Genomic DNA, 18,617 nt, shown 5'->3' with positions numbered 1-18,617 from the left:
GTCAGGCGAGCACGACCACGGCATGGCCCCGACAGCAGATGGTGCCGGGGCCTTCGCCGTCCGGGGCCGCACACCGCTCCACGAGGTCGAGCGTGACCTCACCGCGTGCGGGATCGACGGCTCGTACCGTGCCGGTGACCACGAGCCGGTCCCCCGTGTGGGCGAGCGCCCGGTTCTGCCAAGCGACCTCGCGTACCCGCCCGGTCTCGCCGGCGAATCCCGCCGCGGCCCGGTGGAAGAGGCAGCCGTGCAACTGCGCCATGACGACCGGGCCGGCCAGCCCTTCGGACTGGGCGAAGGCGGTGTCGTAGTGGATGCGGTGAGTGTTGCGTGTGACGGCGCCGAAACGCAGCAGGGCGACCGCGTCGGGCGTGAACTCGACGGGCGGTACGGGCTGCCCGACGGTGACGGAATCGAGGTACCTGCTGACCTGACTCACCTGACGATGAACCTCTCCGTGACCTCGACGAGCGTTCCGCGCGCCGCGCTGTACGTCTTCTCGACCGTGAGCAACAGGAACCCGTCCCCCGCCCCTTTGCGCTCAACCGCCGTGAGAACCCGGAGCAGTTCGATCGGGTCCCCGGGCCGCACCTCCCCTGTCCAGCGCACCTGCTGACCACCCGCCATCAGCCGGACGTCGAGCCCGTCGGTGCCGGGGACCTCGTCGCGGTACATGCCGTCAGGCCGGACCTCGTCCGGGCCGGCTCCGGGCGCCCCGCGCAGCAGGCTGACCACGTACATGGGGTGGACGGTGAACCGGGAACAGCCCGGATCGACCAGGTGCGGCGCGGTCTCACCGGCCGCCCGGGCGAACTCCGCGGCGTCCTCGGCCCGTACGACACCCAGCGGCCGCCGCTCCCACCGCCCGATCAACGCCCGTGCCCGCTCCTCGGCCAGATCCAGCCCGTTCGCCATGTGCCGCCCCCACACTCGGATGACCGGACGCTAGCCAAGGACATCCCAGGTCACCATGGAACCGGCCCGCTCAGCGGACCGCTCCGCTTGGGCGGGCTGCCGCCGCCGGACACCATGCGGGGCATGAACCTCATGGACATACAGCCGCCTCCGCAGGGCGCCTACGCGGAGGCGGACGGCGTCACGTACCACTACATCGAGATGGGCGAGGGAAGCCCCACGGTCTTCCTGCACGGCGGCGGCCCGGGGTGCACGGGCTGGTCGGACTTCGGGCAGGTGGCGCGGCTGTTCGCCGAGGACCGCCGGTGCTTCCTCGTCGACATCCTGCAGTACGGGAAGTCCGCGAAGCCGGTCATCAAGGGCCCCATGTGGGACTACCACGCCGCCAAGACCGTGGCGCTGCTCGACTCGCTGGGCGTGGCACGCGCCGACTTCGTCTGCAACTCGTGGGGCGGGACCATCGCCCTCAACCTGGCCGCCAAGTACCCCGAGCGGGTGCGCTCCCTCGTCATCACCGGCAGCATGCCGGTCTTCTACGGGCCCCTCGCGCCGCTTCCCGAGGGCGCCCGTCGCGGTCGCAACGCCCGGGATGTGTACTACGGCGGCGACGGCCCCTCGCCGGAGAAGATGCGCGAGCTGATGGCCCGCCTGGAGTGGTACGACGCGGACACCATCCCCGAGGGCACGGTGAAGCTGCGCCACGAACAGAGCCTGGACCCCGAGGAGATGGCGCTCGCCGCCGCCTCGGACAATCCGCGTGGCGACTGGCAGGACCTCACCGGAGAACTGGGCCGGATCGAGGCGCCGTCGTTGTTCATGTGGGGCATGTACGACGCGTTCCTGACCCCGGACTACCCGCTGATGCTTGCGCGAATGGTTCCCCGGGGCAACCTTCACGTAATGAGCCGGACGTCTCATCATCTCCAGGAGGAGCGACCGCACGACTACTACACCGTCGTCACCGGTTTCCTGAACCAACAGCACGACTGACTGCCGAGGAGCGACAGTGAGTGGATCCGTGGTGCGCGTCGTCGAACTGTCCAGTCCCTTCGCCCGTTTCGCGGGCAGGCTCCTGGTGGGCCTCGGTCACGAGGTGGTGCTCGTCGAACCGCCGGGAGGCGATGAGACCCGGCACGAACTCGACGGCGACGCCTTCGCCCACTGGAACGCCGGGAAACGCTCGGTCACGCTCGATACGGGCACGCCCGAAGGTGCTGCTGAACTGCACCGTCTCCTTGAGGGCGCGGACGCGCTGCTCGACGGGAGCACGGCGGGCGCCGAGCCGGTCGCCGCCGGTCTCGACCACCTCATACACGTACGGGTCACACCGTTCGGTCTCGTCGGCCCGCGCAGCTACTGGCAGGGCACGGATCTGGTGGTCGCCGCGCTCGGCGGCATGCTGGCGCAGGTCGGCGATCCGGACGGCCCGCCCCTGCGGTTGCCGGAGAACCAGGCCGAGCAACTCGCCGGCGTCAACGCGGCGATCGCCGTCCTGCTCGGTCTGCGCGCCCGGCGCCACGGCCCGGGACAGCTCATCGACGTGTCCGCGCAGGCGTGCGTGGCCGCCGCGCTGGAGGCGGGAACTCTCGCCTACCTGCACGAGGACCGCGTCCCGCCGCGCCCGGGACGGGTGCATCCGCTGGTCCCGCACGGCCTGTTCAGGGCCAAGGACGGCTATCTGGGCGGTGGGCTCGGCGGCAGCCCTCGCATGTGGGACGCGCTGCTCGCCTGGCTGCGCGAGGAAGGCGCGGAGGCCGATCTGGCGGAGCCCCGGTGGCAGGACCCCGTTGAGCGCAAGAAGCATCAGAAGCATGTGTTCAAGGTCGTGCAGGACTTCGTGGGTGCCTGGCCGAAGGCCGAGTTCGCGGAGCGGGCGCAGGCCAGGAAGCTGCCGTGGGCCGCCGTCGACCTGCCCGACGAACTGCCGGACAACCCGCAGCTCACCGCGCGCGGCTTCTTCACCCAGGTCCGTACGGAGCAGGGAGACCGGACCGACCTCGGCTTCCCCTTCGCGTTCCCCGAGGGCCGCCGCGTCACCTCGCTCACCGTGCCCGGGCCCGGTGCCGACCAGACGCTGCTCGACGAACCGCGTGCGGCGCGCCCGGTCGACGGCGACTCCCCCGGCCTGCCCGCCCTGGACGGCGTACGCGTCCTCGACCTGACCTGGGTGCTCGCGGGCCCGTACTGCACAAAGGTCCTCGCGGACCACGGCGCCGACGTCATCAAGGTCGAGTCCGTCCGCCGCCCCGACCCGACCCGGTTCGCGCCCTTCATGCACCTGTCCCGGGGCGAGCACACGGACCCGAACACCAACGGCTACTTCAACGAGGTCAACCGGAACAAGCGCAGCATCGCGCTCGACACGCGGACCGAGGAGGGCGTCGCGGTGCTGCGCGAACTCATCGCCTCCTGCGATGTCCTCGTGGAGAACTTCAGCGCCACGGTCATGACCGGGCTCGGCCTCGGCTACGAGGCGCTGCGCGAGATCAACCCGGGTCTGGTCTACGTGAGCATGTCGGGCATGGGTCACACCGGCCCGCGGTCCGGCTGGGTGTCGTACGCGGACACCGTCTCGGCCAGTGGCGGGCTGACCGGGCTCACCGGCTGGGGCCCGGACGACGTGGTGGGCGTGATCTACGGCCACGGCGACATCGTCGCGGGACTCCAGGCCGCGCTGGCGACGGTGGCCGCGCTGGAACACCGTGCGGAGACGGGCCGCGGACAGCACGTCGACCTGTCCCAACTCGAGGCCATCGCCGCCCACATGGGGACGAGTCTCCTCACGTCGGCACGGTCGCCGATGGGCAACGCACACCCTCGGTGGAGCCCCCAGGGTGTGTACCGCTGCCTGGGCGCCGACCGCTGGCTCGCCGTCAGCGTCCGCTCGGACGAGGAGTGGACGGCTCTGTGTCACGCCATCGGGCAACCCGAACTGGCCGAGGACGCACGGCTGTCGACCGCCGACGGCCGCAGGCGAGAGAGCACGCTGGTCGACGGCGTACTCGGCGACTGGGCGCGCAGTCTGCCCGCCGACGCCGCCGCCGAGCTGCTGCAGGAGCGCGGGATTCCGGCCGGTGCCGTGCAGGACGGCCGCGAACTCGTCGAGCACGACCCGCAGTTGAGGGCACGTGGCTTCTACGTCCGTCTTGAGCACCCGGCCGCGGGCGCCTTCCTCCACGAGGGCGTGCCCGTCCGCCTCACCGGCACACCGGGCGGCATTCGCAAGCCCGCGCCCCTGCTCGGCGCCGACACCGACGAGGTGCTGAGCGAGTGGGCCGGGATCCCGGCCGAGCGGCTCGGCCGACTGCGGGAGGCCGGAGTGCTCCGGTGAACGCCATGACCATCCCGCCGAACGCCATGACGATCCCGCAGTTGTTGGACGCCTCGGCGGAGGAGTACGGCGACCGCGTCTTCCTGCGCGTGGGCCGGACGGAGCGCACGTACCGGCAGACCCGTCAGGCCGCGGCGACGACGGCGGGAGCGCTCGCCGCACGCGGCTGCCGGCCAGGCGACCGGGTCGCGGCCCTGCTGTCGAACCGGATCGAGTTCGTCGACCTGATCCTCGGCTGCGCCTGGCTCGGCGCGGTGCTGGTGCCGCTCAACACCGGCCTGCGCGGCCGGAGTCTGCGCCACGTCCTGCGGGAGGCGGCGCCGTCCTTCCTGCTCAGCGAGGCGGAGTCGGCGGGCCGGGTGGTCGAGTCGGGTTACCGCGGCACGCTCTGGACCGTGGGCGAGAACGACGCCCCCCGGCCGGGAGAGGCCGAGCCTCTGCCACCGGCCGCGGTACGGCCGCACGACACCGCCTCGATCCTGTTCACCTCGGGCACCACGGGGACACCACGAGGGGTGCGCTGCCCGCACGCGCAGTTCGCCTGGTGGGGCCGCAACGTCGCGGACTCGCTGCGGCTCACCTCGGACGACGTGCTCTACACCTGCCTTCCGCTCTTCCACACCAACGCCCTGAACGCACTGGCGCAGGCCATGGTGACCGGTGCCGCCTACGCGCTCGACGAGCGTTTCTCCGCCTCGAAGTACTGGGCGAGGGTGGCGGAGACCGACGCCACGGTCATCCATCTGCTCGGGGCGATGGTGCCCATGCTGCTGGCCCAGCCGCCCGGTGAGCGGGACCGCGGGCACCGGGCCTGGCGGGGCCTCTCCCCCGCCACTCCGGGCCCCGCCTGGGGGCCCTTCCGCGAGCGCTTCGGCGTCACTCTCGTCGACGGCTTCGGCTCCACGGAGACGAACCTCGTCATCGGTTCCACCCCGGCGCGGCAGCGGCCCGGCCTCATCGGCACCGTGCGCGACGGCTTCTCCGCACGCGTGGTCGACGAGGCCCTCGTTCCCGTCCCGGACGGCACGCCCGGCGAACTGGTCGTCCGCAGTCACCGGCCGTTCGCCTTCTGCACCGGCTACTTGGGCGAGCCGACACCACCGCCCCACTCCTGGCGCAGGACCGGCGACCGCGTGATCCGTGAGCCGGACGGCTGGTTCCGCTTCGTCGACCGCATCAAGGACGTCATCCGGCGGCGCGGCGAGAACATCTCCTCGTACGAGGTGGAGTCGGCCGTCCGCTCCCATCCGGCCGTCGCCGAAGCCGCGGCCTTCCCCGTGGCCTCGGAGCTGGCCGAGGACGAGGTCATGGTCGCGATCGTCGTACGGCCCGGCAGCGTGCTGGACCCGGAGGACCTGACCCGGCACTGCGCGCGAGAGCTGCCCGCTTTCGCCGTGCCCCGGTACATCGAGACGGTCCCGTCCCTGCCGCTCACCGAGACCGGCAAGGTCCGCAAAGCGGTGCTGCGTGAACGCGGCGTCACCGCCGCCACCTGGGACCGAACCGCCGACGCACCTGCGAAGGCCTGATGTCAGTACGGCCCACACGTCCACGTGCCCGCCAGCGCCGGGCCCGCTCCAGCGCCCGAACCCACAGCAACCCGAGCGCCCCGTTCACGAGGCCGCGTTCCAGGGACGGGTTCGGCTCACCTGCGACCTCTCGCCCGTCCTGCGCTTTCAGCCGCGGGCGGTTGCAGGCGCTCGATGCGGTCGAGGTCGCCGGTGAGCAGGTCGCGGTGGCTGATGGTGAAGTCTCCGTTGGGCAGGGTCTGCCCGGGGCCGTAGTGCCGGCCCAAAACAGCGGCAGGGAGGAAGGCGCGCAGGCTGTGGCGCATGTCCTTGGGGTACACGACGGGTGCGCCCCAGTCGGAGGGGGCTTGGTCGGTGGAGAGCAGGACCCAGTGGTCGACGGGCACGGCGGCGTCGAGGTCCGGCGCAGCTCCGGTGTGGCTGTCCAGAGCCGGCACGGTCAGTCGGTCGGGGTCGAGGGGCGAGTACCACAGCAGCAGGGGCTTGGCGCGTTGCGCGTCGGCGTTGTCGAAGCAGCACACGGCGATGGTGTGGTCGGGAAAGTGGTCGGCGTAGAAGCGCAGGAGGTCCGGGTCCAGGTCGGGGCGCCGGTGCGGCGGCACCTGCCGCAGCGCGGCAGGAACTGCGGTGGGGTCGGCGGCCAGGAGCACCGTGTAGATGTCGTGGTCGAAGACTTGGACGGGCTGGGGTTCCGCGCTCATCCATGCGAAGTCGTCGGCTGTTGCAGCGGCGGATTCGACGGCAGCGACCATGCGGTGCAGGACGTCGCCGGTGCGTCCGGCCGAGAGGAAGTGCCGTGGGGTGAGCTGCCTGGTGGGCAGGTGCAGCAGCATGGCGTTCGGGCCCGCCGTCAGGTTGGCGGCGGTGTTCTGATAGCCCAGCACGTGGATGAGGCCGTGCACGGGGTGGTGCTGCCGCCCGCAGTACACGATCGTGCCGAAGAATGCGGCCTCACCTGTCGAGATGCACATGGCGGCAAGGTACCGCCCTGTCCGGCGGGCGCCGAGGGGATTTGGCCTGCCGAGGACCGCTACCGCCGATGGACCGAGAACTACCGGCACCAGCCTGCGGGCGTCAGGCGAACCGCCGCGTCACCCGCCCGTCTCGAAGCCGTAGAGTTCGCGGATCCGGGCGGCGATTGCTCTTGTTGCAGCCTGCTCGGCTTCGAAGAACCCGCGCCGATGACTCGGATCGCTTCCAGACTCGCGCGTCCAGTACATCGGGTAAGCGGCAGCTGTCAGACGGTCCACCGCTTCGATCACCGGAGGATGCAGCAGCAGAGCGGACTCATGACTGCACCTCACGGTCGCGTGCATGGCCGCCGCCTTCAGTTCCTTCCCATCATCGCTCTCGCGCCAGTCCTGACCCGCAGCTTCGGCCTTCGCCAGGTGTATGGCGATTGCGTTCACCTTGCTCAGAAGGTCGTGAATGGTCGCGTGGACAGCGCGGAGGCCATCACGTTCAAACGCCACTCGCTCCAGGTGAGCGACTTGTTGACGTTCGGCATTGCGAACGTCCTGCACGTTCTGCGTCGTCCAGCGGTTGCGGAACAGCTCGAGCAGGAAACTCGCGACGAAGCCGAGGACAAGCGTGACCAGGGGCAGTAGCACGTCCACCATGCCGCCCACCATCCTCTGACCTGGCATGTTCTGTCCACGGGTCGATCAGGTCGCCGAGCGAGAAGCTCAGCGCCAGATTGGTTTCCCAGTTGGACAAGACCCGTCCGCTCGACGCTGAGGTGTGCCACGACGTACCGGGGCCATCGCGGGGGTCTTGCCCCAGTTCCCGGTGGCCTTGCCGTTCGGGCAGGGGACGCTGCGGACGTAGTCGTAGAGCTCGTCCACTGCTGTGGCGGACATCGCGCTCACCCTCGTAGGCGTACGGGAGAGCCGTCGAGGCGGTCAGGACCACTCGGCCGTTGCCCGCGAAGGGCTCCGCCATGTCCACCATGGGTGGGACGGAGTCCCGACGCAGGGCATTCATGGGGAACGCGGGAGAGAAGGAAAGGTGCCCTCGGGGCTCAGCCCTGTGAGCGTCTCCTCCGTCTCGCTCTGCGCGGTCCGGGCGTACAGCGCGGTGCCGCCCTCCGTGGTCCGCGCGGCCGTGTACCGCGGGTTGGCCGCGATCACGACGTGCGCCCCGTGCTCTGCCAGGCTTTGTGCCGCAGCGAACCCGATGCCCGCCGATCAGCCCGTGATGACGACAATCGTGCCCTCCACCCAGCGGCCACAGAGGTTGTCCTCGTCACCGCGCGGGGTTGCTGCGGCCTCGGGCGCAAAGGCGTTTGACGGGTCGCCCTTACTGTCCGGGAGGGAAGTCAGCACTGCGCGAGGCGACTTCGTTGGCCCGCAGCTCGTCGAGCATGTTCTCCAGCCGGCTGTGGACGGCGTCGTAGCCGGCAGTTCCCAGGACAAGGCGGTGTGGAGGCTTGTCGCTGGCCATCGCATCCACGACGGCCTGAACGCCGCGGCGAGGATCACCAGGCTGTCGGCCGTCGTGGCTCACCATGACGGCGCGGACCGACTCGACGAACGGAACGTAGGCGTCCACCGTCTCGGACAGGGGTTCGTCGGCGAAGGAGGCGTAGGCGTTGGTCCGGAAGGCGCCAGGTTCGACGGCCAGCACATTGATGCCGAAAGGTGCCACCTCATGACGTAGCGTCTCGGTGAGGCCCTCAAGAGCGAACTTCGCGGCGCTGTAGTAGCCGAAGCCCGGCTCCCCCCGCAAGCCCGCGACCGAGGACATGTTGATGACCCATCCGCTGCGGCGTGCTCTCATGCCCGGCAGAACAGCACGCAGGACCTCCGTGACGGAGAAGAAGTTCAGCTCGAAGGATCGCCTGACATCCGCGTCGGACGTGCCTTCGACTGAGCCGTACCAGCCCCGCCCGGCATTGTTGACGACGATGTCGATGCCACCGAAGCCCTCCTCGGCGGCACGGACGGCGTCGCGGACCTGCTGGGCGTCGGTGACGTCCAGAGGCAGGACAAGTGCTCGGTCGCGATGGCGATCGGCCCATTTCTGAAGCAGATGTGGGCGGCGGGCGGTAAGAACGACATTGTCGCCACGCTCCAGGGCGACGTCGGCGTAGACCATGCCGAATCCGCCGGGGGTGCCGCCTGTGATGAACCAGGTCTTCAAGATTCCTCGCAGTCTGTAAGAGATGACATCAGTGATCTGTGGGAATGCGTGAGCGCTCGTGCTCGGTGACTGTCCTGTCCGTCCGGCCATGGTCGGCGTTGCCAACTGCCGTGTCTCCGCTGGCAGTTGCCCGGTGACTTGCATCGCGCGAGGCTCGGTTGCCACCTGTCGCGGCGTGCTTACTGCTTGAGCTCGATGGCGAGGTGGTTGATCTCGCTGAAGTCGTCGTGAGTGCCCTGGAATCGGAAGACGAAAGCCAGGGGACTGCCCGGGAAGTTGCCGCTGGCGTCGGCGATGACGACTGCTTCCCTGCCATGGTGTGTGGCCTCGGTGACCGTCAGGACGATCTGGACGCCTCCGGACTCCTTGGCACTCCAGTCTCGGATCTCCTGGCGGCCGCGGTAGGTCTTGCCGTCGTCCTCGACGTGGGCCCCTTCGGCGAAGGTGCGGGCCACGGCGTCGGCGTCGTGGACGTTCTTGGCGTCGAAGAACTTGCCGATGACCTCGGGCAGGCCGGCGGGTTTGACGGGCATGGGTGTCTCCTTCGATGGGCAGGGTCGAACGACCCCACGGACGGGCAGACCCAGTCCATAGCGCCGGAGTCGCTCGGCGCTCGAGTTACTTCCAACTTAGCACTGACAAGCTTCGAAAATAAAAGTTACTCTTGCGCTGCCACTGACGCCGCCACGCCAAGCCCTTCTCGCCTCACCAGCAGGCCAGAACGCGAAACTCCATGGGAACTCGCTCCCCTTCGCTCACGCACGCGGGGCTGGGAGAAACCGGAAAGGAACCCTCCTGTGCCTCTCGCTGAACAACTGCTGGGTCGCGCGGCCGCGGAGGGGCTTGCCGCATGCATGGAAAGGGCCAATCGGACCAGGGGTGCGACCGCGGTGCGCTCAAGCACCGTCCGGCTCGACGGGCTGGCTCTGCGGGAACGCAGCGACCTGCTGCGCGACGCATTGCTCAAGGACCTGCCCGCGGGGTACCTCCCTGTGGAGGCGGTCGTACGCACCGCGCTCAAGGATCCGGAATTCACCGGGTGGATGATCTGGCCCGTCACCGAGGCGGTCGTCTCCCGCGCCCTGGAGGCGAGCGAGCCCGACACTTTCGAGTCGGCCCTGGTCCTGCTTGCGGACCACTCCGCGACTGACAGCGGAATTCGCCATCCGCCGCGTGCTCTTCGCCGATCTTGAGCGCTCCCTCAAGATCGTGAGCCAGTGGGTGGACCACCCGGACGAGCATGTCCGGCGTCTCGCAACGGAAGGAACCCGTCCCCGACTGCCCTGGGCGATCCGCGTCCCGGCGATACTCGACCGCCCCGACGCCACCCTGCCCATCCTGGACGCCCTCTACCGCGACCCCTCCGAATACGTACGGCGCTCAGTGGCCAACCACGTCAACGACATCAGCCACGCAGACCCCGACCTCGCCGTCGACATCGTCACGCGCTGGGCGGAGAGCCCCGATGACAACACGCCTCGGTTGATCCGTCATGCACTGCGCACCGCCATCAAGAAGGGACATCCGGGCGCCCTGGCCCTGATGGGGTTCGAGCCCGCCGCCCATGTCACCGTCACCGGAGTCGAATTGAGCGGAACACGCGTGAGGGTCGGCGAAGAGCTCGTCTTCACCTTCGAGTTGGAGAACACCGGTGACACCCCGGCCAAGTTGGCGATCGACTACGTCATTCACTACCAGAAGGCCAACGGCCGTACGGCGCCGAAGGTTTTCAAACTGACGACCAAGACGCTCGGCGCGGGGGAACGACTGGCCATCAGCCGCCGCCATTCCTTCAGGAAGATCACGACCCGCGTCTTCCACCCCGGACGACATGCCCTGGAGTTGCAGATCAACGGCGTGGCCCAGGGCCAGACGGAGTTCGACCTGGCGCTGTCCTCATGACTCCTGACCATGCGCGCCGGCATAGCGGGCACGCATGGCCTCGCTTGCGGCGGGCCCGTGGGTGAAGACGAACTCGTCCGTGTCGACGCGCCGGCCGGTGGTGCGGTCGACCACCACAGGGTCGACCTCCTCGCCCGACTCACGGTCCACCAGAATCATGCTGCGCTTGCCCGGGTCGAGGCGGGAGTTGCCCCAGGCGGCCAGAGCGACAATCACCGGCCGCAGGGAGCGTCCGTACTCGGTAAGGACGTACTCATGGCGCGTAGGGTTGGTCTGATACGGGCGACGCTCCAGCAGGCCTTCGGCAACGAGCGTCTTCAGGCGGCTGGTGAGCATGCTCGACGAGATCCGCAGGTTCTCCTGGAACTGGTCGAAGCGCGTGAAACCGTCAAAAGCATCGTGCAGGATCAGAAGAGTCCACCACTCACCGACATGCTGCACCGTCTTCGACAGGGGACACTCCCTGTCCTCCAGCCTGACTCTGGCCGCCATGGCCTCCGCCCTCTCCGTGGCCCACTTTCACACCTGACCTGGCTTCTATATTAGCAGTGACGTAGCTGTGGAGACATGACCATGATCGTCGGCCTCGGCCGGCCTCCGGGCGCATCGCCCTCCAGGATCTGCGGCCGCGGCACATCACCCGCCTGGCAGGAGGCCGAGCTCGCCCGCGGGCGGGGGCGCACCATCGTCTACCGGATCGGTGCCACTGTCTCCAGCGCGCTCGGCGCCGCGATGCGCGCCCGGTTGATCGCGGACAACCCGAGCCGGTATGCGACGACATCCCGGCCGGCGGCGCAGGAGCGGATCTGCTGGAACCACTCCCAGGCGGCCGCGCTCCTGCGGCACAACCGCACCCGCTACGGCGGCCAACTGGCCGACCTTTTCGAGCTGCTGCTCGGCACCGGCGTGCGCCGCGGCGAGGGCCTGGGCCTGCGCTGGACCGACGTGCACCTTGCCGAGAAGACGCTGCTGGTGCGGTGGAATCTCACGGCCGTCACAACAGTCGGCGCGACCTCAGTCACCCCAAGACCAAGGCGAGCCGGAACTGGGTGAGCCTGAACCCCCGTGTCACCGCTGCGCTGGAGCGTCGGGCCGCCCTCGCTCGGGCCGGTCAGCCTCCGGGCACTCCCCTGGAAGGGCTGGTGTTCTGCCAGCCGGACGACTGTCCGCTGCGCCCGCAGGGCGTCCTCACCGAGCTGCGCCACTCAACGCTGTCCACCACCGTCAATCCCTACGGCCACCTGCTGCCCCACGCCGCCCGTCGGAACGGCGCGTAGACGAGTGCGTTGGCCTCTGCGGTGAGCCACACACGCGTCGGCCGCGGAGCGTGTACGCGGTCGGCGGCCTCAACGGCCAGGGTCCACAGACGCGCGCTGCCGAGGGGAGGACGGGCTGTGCTTCGGTGGGATGCCGCCGACACGCCGCACTTGGATCAGCGCCCGCACGTTGGCGGCAAAGAGGGTGGCAACGACCGCAGACCGCGAGGCCGATCCTGCCCACAGGCCGAGGTACATCGTCGTACCAGAGGCGGCCTCGTCCGCTGTCCCGTGCATGCGGCGGCCGTTTCTTGTGGGGCAAACGACCGGCACACCCAGCGACCAGGCCGGGCTACCGTGCCCGTCGTACAGGGCGACGCTGGCGACGCGCCTGACCTCACTTGCAACTCCTTTCACCGCCAGCCTTCCCACCGACCTGACACATCCGGCACGTGGCGTGCCGACGATCCTGGGAGTCCGCTTGAGAGTCCTCGCAAGACTCAGGAACACGTTAACGACAGGTGCACTGCTCATAGCGGCAGGTGCGCTGAGCCTGGCTACCGCACCGTCGGCCTCCGCGAACGAGCCGATCGCCAACCCCAGCACCACCGTGACCGGCGGCTGCGCCGGAGCGCGGTCCCTGGTCCAGATCTACTGGCACAGCTCGAACGAGGCCAGCATCCACTGGAAACTGACCGACACCGACCGGGGCGACGGCAAGCCGCCCGTCCTCAGGATGAACGCGGTCGGCGCCGACGGCTCCCAGCCGTTCCAGTTCGTCAACGGGGAAACCGCGGCCGTTCTCCATGGCGATACCGTCTCGGGCGGCGAGGACACCTGGAACCCCTCGAACATCGCCCAGTTCCGGCGCCTGCAGATCATCACCCAGAACGGCAACACGGCGTCGGGCGTCGAGTGCTCGACGACCAAGAGTGTGTACAACTTCTCCCGCGTGGCTTACCACTACTCGCTCGACCAGATCGACAAGCAGTACGTGCTCACTACCGAAGGGCCGGACACCTTCGACTGCTCCGGCCTGGTGTTCCACTCGTACAACCGGGTGCCCGACCTCCCCTCGGACTGGACCCGCAAGTCAGCGAATGACTACTTCTACTGGGCGAGGGACGAGGCCGCGAACAACGAGTCCGACAACAGCAACCTCAAACCCCTCGACGTCCTGAGGGTCGACCCGTCCGACCGGCAGGTCGGCGATCTCGTCTTCTATCACGGCCACGTCGGCTTCTATGCGGGCGACAACCGCCTCTACTCCGCCCTCAATCCGAGTGCCGACATCGGCTACAGCAGCCTCAACGTCGGCGTCAGGTGGGAGGAGGCCGACGGTAACGAGTACTACTACCGAATCGTCGGCGTCAGGTCGTCCACTTCCTCGTAGCGACGCTCCCTGCTTGCGCCACCGTGAGCGGATCATCTGCAGATGGCCGCGCACCGGGTCGCTGACGAGGGTCAAGGTGGCCGTGGACAGCTGCAGGCTGGACTGGTTGACAGCCCTCTCAGTGCCCCCGGCGGGGCTGGCCTTGTTCCACCTGCACGGTCAACTGCCGTCGGGGCCACTGGCGTTACGGCTCGCGCGGCAGCACCGCACACCCCGCGGGCCTGGCCGGCGGCTCTCGGCGGCATCTCCTCCCCCGTCCACTTGTGTCACACACCCCCATCACGAGCCTTCCCTCAGTTGGGGGAAGGCCGTCCACCGTGGTCACCACCGCCACCACCGCCGTGGTCAACCTGGGTCTGAGCACCAAGCAGGCCAAGGGCATGCAGGCGATGCTGATCGCCTACGACCTCGACAGCAGCATGGTCAATGACGGGGCTCTCGGCCCCGACAGCTCGAAGGCCATGCAGCAGATGCTCAAGTGGTTCCACGGCTACGACGGCGCCCTCGACGGCGTTCCGGGCCCGAAGACCATTGTCGCCCTGCAGAGATGGCTGAAGGAGGACCGGGGGCTACACCGGCCGGCTCGACGGCATCGCGGGGGAAGGAACGCAGGCGGCCTTCGCCCGCGCGGGCAGCTACTACTGCCAGATGTTCTTCTGATCGCACCTGCCCTGGGGGCGGATCCACTCCGCCCCCAGGGCAGGTGCAGGTCGTGATCGGCGACGGACTTTCATACGTCACAGCTCCCTGGCGAAGGCCCTTGCCACCGCCGTCGCCGTCGCCGCCCTGACCACCGTGGGCGCCTCCGGTGCCGCATACGCGGTCCCCGCACCGTCCGTTGCCGCTCCGCAAGCGGCGTCCGCCGTGGTCAACCTTGGCCTGACCACCACCCAGGCCAAGCACGTGCAGTGCTGACCCGCCCGTGGTTCGGCGGCTGATCACGTCCCATGTCGAGGGGGAAAGGGCTACCAAGGCGCCGGTGACACCGTCCGCGTTCCCTGTAGTACCGGGTAGAAATCCAGGCGACTCGTGCTCTCCGAAAGTTGCACGTTAAGGCTGGCCTCCGCCCCGGGTGCACACCACCGGTGATTACTCGATGGGCGCCTGGTGGCTACTTGCCTGGATCCCGAGATCAATTAGCCATAAGGAAGCGCAACCCCTTTCACGCAGTGGTATAGGGCGCATATATGCACGAGCCCGCCCGCCTGTCCCTGGCTGGGAGTGAGAACCGTCCGGCTCACCGAAAATCGGCGTCTGCGAAGCGGCAGATGCGGACGGTGTGCGGGGGTGTTGTCAGTGGTGGCAGGCAGGATGGCCGACATGACGACACCAGCTGCAGTGATCGTGGATGCCGCCGCCTACGCGCAGGCGGTCGAGGACGCCGTGAAGGCGTCGGGCGCCTACTACCAGGGCGGTACCTCGGCGCTGGACGACGACGCCTACGACCGGCTGGTACGCGGCATCGCCGCATGGGAGGCCGACCATCCCGACCAGGTGCTGCCCGACTCGCCGACCGGGAAGGTCGCCGGCGGCGCCGTGGAGGGCGATGTCCCGCACACGGTGGCGATGCTGAGCCTGGACAACGTGTTCTCCCCGGAGGAATTCACCGCCTGGACCGCCTCGCTGTCCCGCCGGATCGGCCACGACGTGGCGCAGTTCAGTGTCGAGCCGAAGCTGGACGGGCTCGCGATAGCCGCCCGCTACACCCACGGCCGTCTGAGACAGTTGATCACCCGCGGTGACGGGACGGCGGGCGAGGACGTCTCGCACGCGATCGGCACCATTGAGGGCCTGCCGGACGAGCTCGCCGAGCCGGTCACCGTGGAAGTCCGGGGCGAGGTCCTGATGACCACGGCCCAGTTCGAGCACGGCAACGAGGTGCGCACGGCGCATGGCGGGCAGCCGTTCGCCAACCCGCGAGGCGCCGCGGCGGGCACCCTGCGCGCCAAGGAGCGCGCCTACACCGTGCCGATGACGTTCTTCGGCTATGGCCTGCTGCCCCTGGCCGACACCGGGCCGGCGCTCTCCGCGCAGCTGGGCGAGAGCGCGCACAGCGCCCTCATGGCGAAGGCCGGCGAGCTCGGGGTCAACACCACCGCCACAACCGCGGTGCCCGGCACCACCGCCGACACGGTCCAGCAGGTGCTGGCCCGGGTGCAGGAGATCGCCGCCCTGCGGGCGGAGCTGCCGTTCGGGATCGACGGGATCGTCATCAAGGCCGACCTGGCCGCCGACCAGCAGGCGGCCGGATCCGGGACGCGCGCCCCGCGCTGGGCGATCGCCTACAAGCTGCCCGCCGTCGAGAAGATCACGCGGCTGCTGGAGGTGGAGTGGAACGTCGGGCGTACCGGCATCATCGCCCCGCGCGGCGTGCTGGAGCCGGTCGAGATCGACGGCGCCACCATCACCTACGCCACCCTCCACAACCCGGCCGACATCACCCGCCGCGACCTGCGCCTGGGCGACCACGTCATGGTCCACCGGGCCGGCGACGTCATCCCCCGTATCGAAGCCCCCGTCGCCCACCTGCGCACCGGCGAGGAACAGCCCATCGCCTTCCCCGAGGCGTGCCCGCGCTGCGGGGCCGTCATCGACACCAGCGAGCAGCGCTGGCGCTGCGAGAACGGGCGTAACTGTCACCTGGTCGCCGCCCTGTCCTACGCCGCCGGCCGCGACCAGCTCGACATCGAAGGCCTCGGCGCCACCCGCGTCGTCCAGCTCGTCGACGCCGACCTCGTCGCCGACCTCGCCGACCTGTTCACCCTCACCCGCGAGCAGCTCCTGAGCCTGGAACGTATGGGCGCAACCAGCACCGACAACCTCCTCACCGCGATCGCCGCGGCCAAGGACCAGCCGCTGTCGCGGGTGCTGTGCGCGCTCGGGGTGCGCGGCACCGGACGCTCCATGTCCCGCCGGATCGCCCGGCACTTCGCCACCATGGACAACATCCGCGCCGCCGACGCCGAAACGATGCAGCAGGTCGAGGGCATCGGCACCGAGAAGGCCCCGTCCATCGTCGCCGAACTCGCCGAACTTGCCCCGCTGATCGACAAACTCGCCGCCGCCGGGGTGAACATGACCGAGCCTGGCGCCACCCCGCCCGCTGCTGGCGACGCCGACAGCAGCCCGGGGAGGGCGGAGGCGGCGGACGGGCCGCTGGCCGGGATGACGGTGGTCGTGACCGGTGCGATGACCGGCCCCTTGGAGAAGCTCAGCCGTAACCAGATGAACGAGCTCATCGAACGTGCCGGCGGCCGCTCCTCCTCCAGCGTCTCCAAGACGACCACCCTGGTCGTCGCCGGAGACGGCGCCGGATCCAAGCGGGCCAAAGCCGAAACCCTCGGTATCCGACTGGCCAGTCCCGACGAATTCGCCACCCTCATCGCCGACTTCCTCGAATAGCCCCGTGACGGCGGGTGCCCCACCTCACAGCGGAACCCGGGCGGCACGTGGAACAACCCGAAGCGGTTGACCGTTCACCCATATGTGGCTGCGGAGGGGACAGTGTCCCCGGGCCTCACCTACAGCCCATGGGGACGATCGTCCGGCTGAAGCCCCATGGAGCCCTCCGCCGAGAGGCGACCGCCCTCCGCAGACCCACCGCACACGGCCCCGGCTGGTCTCCCCCGTCCAGCCGGGGCCTTTCACGTGCTGATCACCGGCGCCGGCCTTCAGGGCGCCGCTACGAATCCACGAGGTAGGCCTTCTCCCCCTCGTCAGCGGCGCCTTCGGCCGTGGCCGGGCAGGCCGGCCGGGATCGCGTACACGCTGGAACCGCCTCTGCTGGGGGTCGGCTCCGCCCGCCACCCTTGGGCCGGCGCGGGCGGCACCATGCGCAGCAGCCCATTCACGACGGGGCGGGGAGTGGCTGGAGTCCTTATCGGCTCTCCAGACAGCGGGCAGCGCTCCCCCTCCGGCATGAGGTGTTGGGCGAGGGTGTCCTTGTGGGTGATCCGGGCCCAGGTGCCGCAGGCACACTCGTAGCTGTTCGTCAGCTCTTTGCCGGTCACCACCACTTGCCCGGATTTCGGACAGATGCCGGGGCGATCCGGCGCCGGGTGCTCGTAGAGGTGACCGTTACGCAGGCTCGCCTTCGTCGGTACACCGCACTCGGGGCAGACGACCAACTTCGTTGGGGCCAAATCGCGTCTCGGCACGTCGTCACCCTTCACTCGGCATCCCATGCCCTCACGGCCAACTCGCCGCATGACAGGCGCGGTTAGGTTCTCCCCTGCCCGGTTGCCGTCCATACCTGAGTGCATGCAGGCGCTATGCCTTCGTGGTTTCACCCGCGCCACTCATTCCCGGCACACTCAGCCCACCAACGCGTGGACGAGGAGAAGGCGATGCCCAGAAGATCGACACCGAGAACTCGTGGCACATGGATGACTGCGACCTCTCCTTCGAGCGCCTGGCCGATGCCGTCGATGCCGCTTCTGAGGCCTGGCAGGGCAATCGCTGGAGCGCTCCTTGATCTGCGGATGCGCCGCACCACCACCGAAGCCGCCTACGCCTAGCCCAACGGCGCCCCCTACGACGGCGGATCGACCGTGACCTCGAATTGTCGGTGGGCGTCCGTGTCACGACCTCGCGGTGAGTAGTTCTGTCTGCTCGAACCAGCCGCATACTCTCGGCGGCCGCCAATAGACCATCGGCGTATGGCAAGTGAGAACGACGGGAAGCGAGAATAGCCGCAAGGGCTGCCTGACCTGGCCGCCCGGCTTCAAGCCAAGGGGGAAAACACTCATGCGCACTGTTACTCGTCTGTCCGCCGGCCTGCTGGCCGCCGTGGCACTCACCATGGGCTTCGTATCCGGCGCCTCCGCAGCCGAGCCCGGCCGCACCGCACCCACCAAGCCGCTGCCCTGGGAGGCCTCCCATCTCCCCGCCGAAGCCGGAGAGTTCACCACCCTCTGCGCCGGCGGCTGCCCTCAGTAGCGCCGATGCTGGCTGCAGTTGCGGCCAAGCCGACGGCGGCGTTCTTCCTATGGCGCCGCGTACGCGAGCACAGCGGCCAGAACGCCCACGTGAGCTGCAGGGCGATCCGGAGCGGTGCGGGTGCACGGCGCCGCCACGCCCCGTTGGGCAGCGGTGTGTTGGTGGATCGTGTCAGCGTTCCATGTGCGTCAGGTGCGGCGGCCGGGAACAGG

The 18,617-nt window shown here is 69.2% G+C and carries 19 protein-coding genes; 11 read left to right on the top strand and 8 right to left on the bottom strand.

The genetic code is table 11. The features are described from left to right. Position 1 precedes the first annotated feature (1 nt). Both ACTWQO_RS40810 and ACTWQO_RS40805 read right to left on the bottom strand, forming a co-directional pair. Positions 2–439, bottom strand: coding sequence for an acyl dehydratase (locus tag ACTWQO_RS40810; protein ID WP_443242433.1), 438 nt, complete (start codon positions 437–439; stop codon positions 2–4). Further along, positions 436–915, bottom strand: coding sequence for an FAS1-like dehydratase domain-containing protein (locus ACTWQO_RS40805; protein ID WP_443242432.1), 480 nt, complete (start codon positions 913–915; stop codon positions 436–438). Before ACTWQO_RS40805 ends, ACTWQO_RS40810 begins: the two co-directional genes overlap by 4 nt. A 123-nt stretch (positions 916–1,038) precedes the next feature. On the opposite strand from ACTWQO_RS40805, the gene ACTWQO_RS40800 reads away from it, so the two are divergent. Genes ACTWQO_RS40800 through ACTWQO_RS40790 form a run of 3 tightly spaced genes read left to right on the top strand, consistent with a single transcriptional unit; the run spans position 1,039 to position 5,775 of the window. Next, on the top strand, positions 1,039–1,905 hold the full coding sequence (locus tag ACTWQO_RS40800) for an alpha/beta fold hydrolase (RefSeq protein WP_443242431.1): 867 nt from the start codon (positions 1,039–1,041) through the stop codon (positions 1,903–1,905). Positions 1,906–1,921: 16 nt separating this feature from the next. Next, positions 1,922–4,246 carry a CoA transferase gene (locus ACTWQO_RS40795; protein WP_443242430.1) on the top strand — a complete coding sequence of 775 codons (2,325 nt, stop codon included), beginning with the start codon at positions 1,922–1,924 and terminating at the stop codon, positions 4,244–4,246. A 5-nt stretch (positions 4,247–4,251) separates the two neighbouring features. Next, a complete protein-coding gene (locus tag ACTWQO_RS40790; RefSeq protein WP_443242429.1) occupies positions 4,252–5,775 on the top strand; it encodes an AMP-binding protein in 1,524 nt (507 codons plus the stop codon). Between the two features lie 116 nt (positions 5,776–5,891). Here the strand turns inward: ACTWQO_RS40790 and ACTWQO_RS40785 are convergent, their stop codons facing one another. The 5 genes from ACTWQO_RS40785 to ACTWQO_RS40765 all read right to left on the bottom strand — a co-directional run bounded on the left by ACTWQO_RS40785 (position 5,892) and on the right by ACTWQO_RS40765 (position 9,449). Then, the gene (locus ACTWQO_RS40785) at positions 5,892–6,746 is read right to left on the bottom strand and encodes a hypothetical protein (protein WP_443242428.1); all 855 of its coding nucleotides are present in this window, start codon (positions 6,744–6,746) and stop codon (positions 5,892–5,894) included. A gap of 120 nt (positions 6,747–6,866) precedes the next feature. After that, positions 6,867–7,394, bottom strand: a complete 528-nt coding sequence (locus ACTWQO_RS40780) for a hypothetical protein (RefSeq protein ID WP_443242427.1) — start codon at positions 7,392–7,394, stop codon at positions 6,867–6,869. A 360-nt stretch (positions 7,395–7,754) separates the two neighbouring features. Next, complete coding sequence (locus tag ACTWQO_RS40775) at positions 7,755–7,904, bottom strand: hypothetical protein (RefSeq protein ID WP_443242426.1); 150 nt, start codon at positions 7,902–7,904, stop codon at positions 7,755–7,757. 169 nt (positions 7,905–8,073) lie between these two features. Beyond that, positions 8,074–8,916: an SDR family NAD(P)-dependent oxidoreductase gene (locus ACTWQO_RS40770; RefSeq protein ID WP_443242425.1), complete on the bottom strand. Its 843-nt coding sequence runs from the start codon at positions 8,914–8,916 to the stop codon at positions 8,074–8,076. A gap of 179 nt (positions 8,917–9,095) precedes the next feature. After that, positions 9,096–9,449 (bottom strand): nuclear transport factor 2 family protein, encoded by a 354-nt coding sequence (locus tag ACTWQO_RS40765; protein ID WP_443242424.1) that lies wholly within the window; start codon positions 9,447–9,449, stop codon positions 9,096–9,098. Between the two features lie 357 nt (positions 9,450–9,806). Here ACTWQO_RS40765 and ACTWQO_RS40760 point away from each other — a divergent pair, with 357 nt between their 5' ends. Next, complete coding sequence (locus ACTWQO_RS40760) at positions 9,807–10,109, top strand: hypothetical protein (protein WP_443242423.1); 303 nt, start codon at positions 9,807–9,809, stop codon at positions 10,107–10,109. Continuing rightward, positions 10,090–10,818: a DNA alkylation repair protein gene (locus ACTWQO_RS40755; protein WP_443242422.1), complete on the top strand. Its 729-nt coding sequence runs from the start codon at positions 10,090–10,092 to the stop codon at positions 10,816–10,818. Before ACTWQO_RS40760 ends, ACTWQO_RS40755 begins: the two co-directional genes overlap by 20 nt. On the opposite strand, the gene ACTWQO_RS40750 is transcribed toward ACTWQO_RS40755, so the two are convergent. After that, a complete protein-coding gene (locus ACTWQO_RS40750; RefSeq protein WP_443242421.1) occupies positions 10,813–11,310 on the bottom strand; it encodes a winged helix-turn-helix transcriptional regulator in 498 nt (165 codons plus the stop codon). The genes ACTWQO_RS40755 and ACTWQO_RS40750 overlap by 6 nt on opposite strands. Positions 11,311–11,385: 75 nt before the next feature. Here ACTWQO_RS40750 and ACTWQO_RS40745 point away from each other — a divergent pair, with 75 nt between their 5' ends. The 6 genes from ACTWQO_RS40745 (at position 11,386) to ACTWQO_RS40720 (ending at position 18,405) form a co-directional block, all read left to right on the top strand. Further along, complete coding sequence (locus ACTWQO_RS40745; protein WP_443242420.1) at positions 11,386–11,871, top strand: hypothetical protein; 486 nt, start codon at positions 11,386–11,388, stop codon at positions 11,869–11,871. Then, positions 11,868–12,095 carry a hypothetical protein gene (locus ACTWQO_RS40740; protein ID WP_443242419.1) on the top strand — a complete coding sequence of 76 codons (228 nt, stop codon included), beginning with the start codon at positions 11,868–11,870 and terminating at the stop codon, positions 12,093–12,095. Before ACTWQO_RS40745 ends, ACTWQO_RS40740 begins: the two co-directional genes overlap by 4 nt. A 460-nt stretch (positions 12,096–12,555) precedes the next feature. Beyond that, positions 12,556–13,467, top strand: coding sequence for an NlpC/P60 family protein (locus tag ACTWQO_RS40735; protein WP_443242418.1), 912 nt, complete (start codon positions 12,556–12,558; stop codon positions 13,465–13,467). A gap of 317 nt (positions 13,468–13,784) precedes the next feature. Next, on the top strand, positions 13,785–14,183 hold the full coding sequence (locus tag ACTWQO_RS40730) for a hypothetical protein (protein ID WP_443242417.1): 399 nt from the start codon (positions 13,785–13,787) through the stop codon (positions 14,181–14,183). 604 nt (positions 14,184–14,787) lie between these two features. Further along, complete coding sequence (ligA, locus tag ACTWQO_RS40725; protein ID WP_443242416.1) at positions 14,788–16,869, top strand: NAD-dependent DNA ligase LigA; 2,082 nt, start codon at positions 14,788–14,790, stop codon at positions 16,867–16,869. Positions 16,870–18,213: 1,344 nt separating this feature from the next. Continuing rightward, a complete protein-coding gene (locus ACTWQO_RS40720) occupies positions 18,214–18,405 on the top strand; it encodes a hypothetical protein (RefSeq protein ID WP_443242415.1) in 192 nt (63 codons plus the stop codon). The last annotated feature ends 212 nt before the right edge of the window (positions 18,406–18,617 follow it).

The organism is Streptomyces sp. 4N124 (genome assembly GCF_052245395.1).
In the GTDB taxonomy this organism is placed as follows: domain Bacteria; phylum Actinomycetota; class Actinomycetes; order Streptomycetales; family Streptomycetaceae; genus Streptomyces.
The sequence above is the reverse complement of the archived record's forward strand: the minus strand, read 5'-3'. Positions and strand labels throughout refer to the sequence as shown.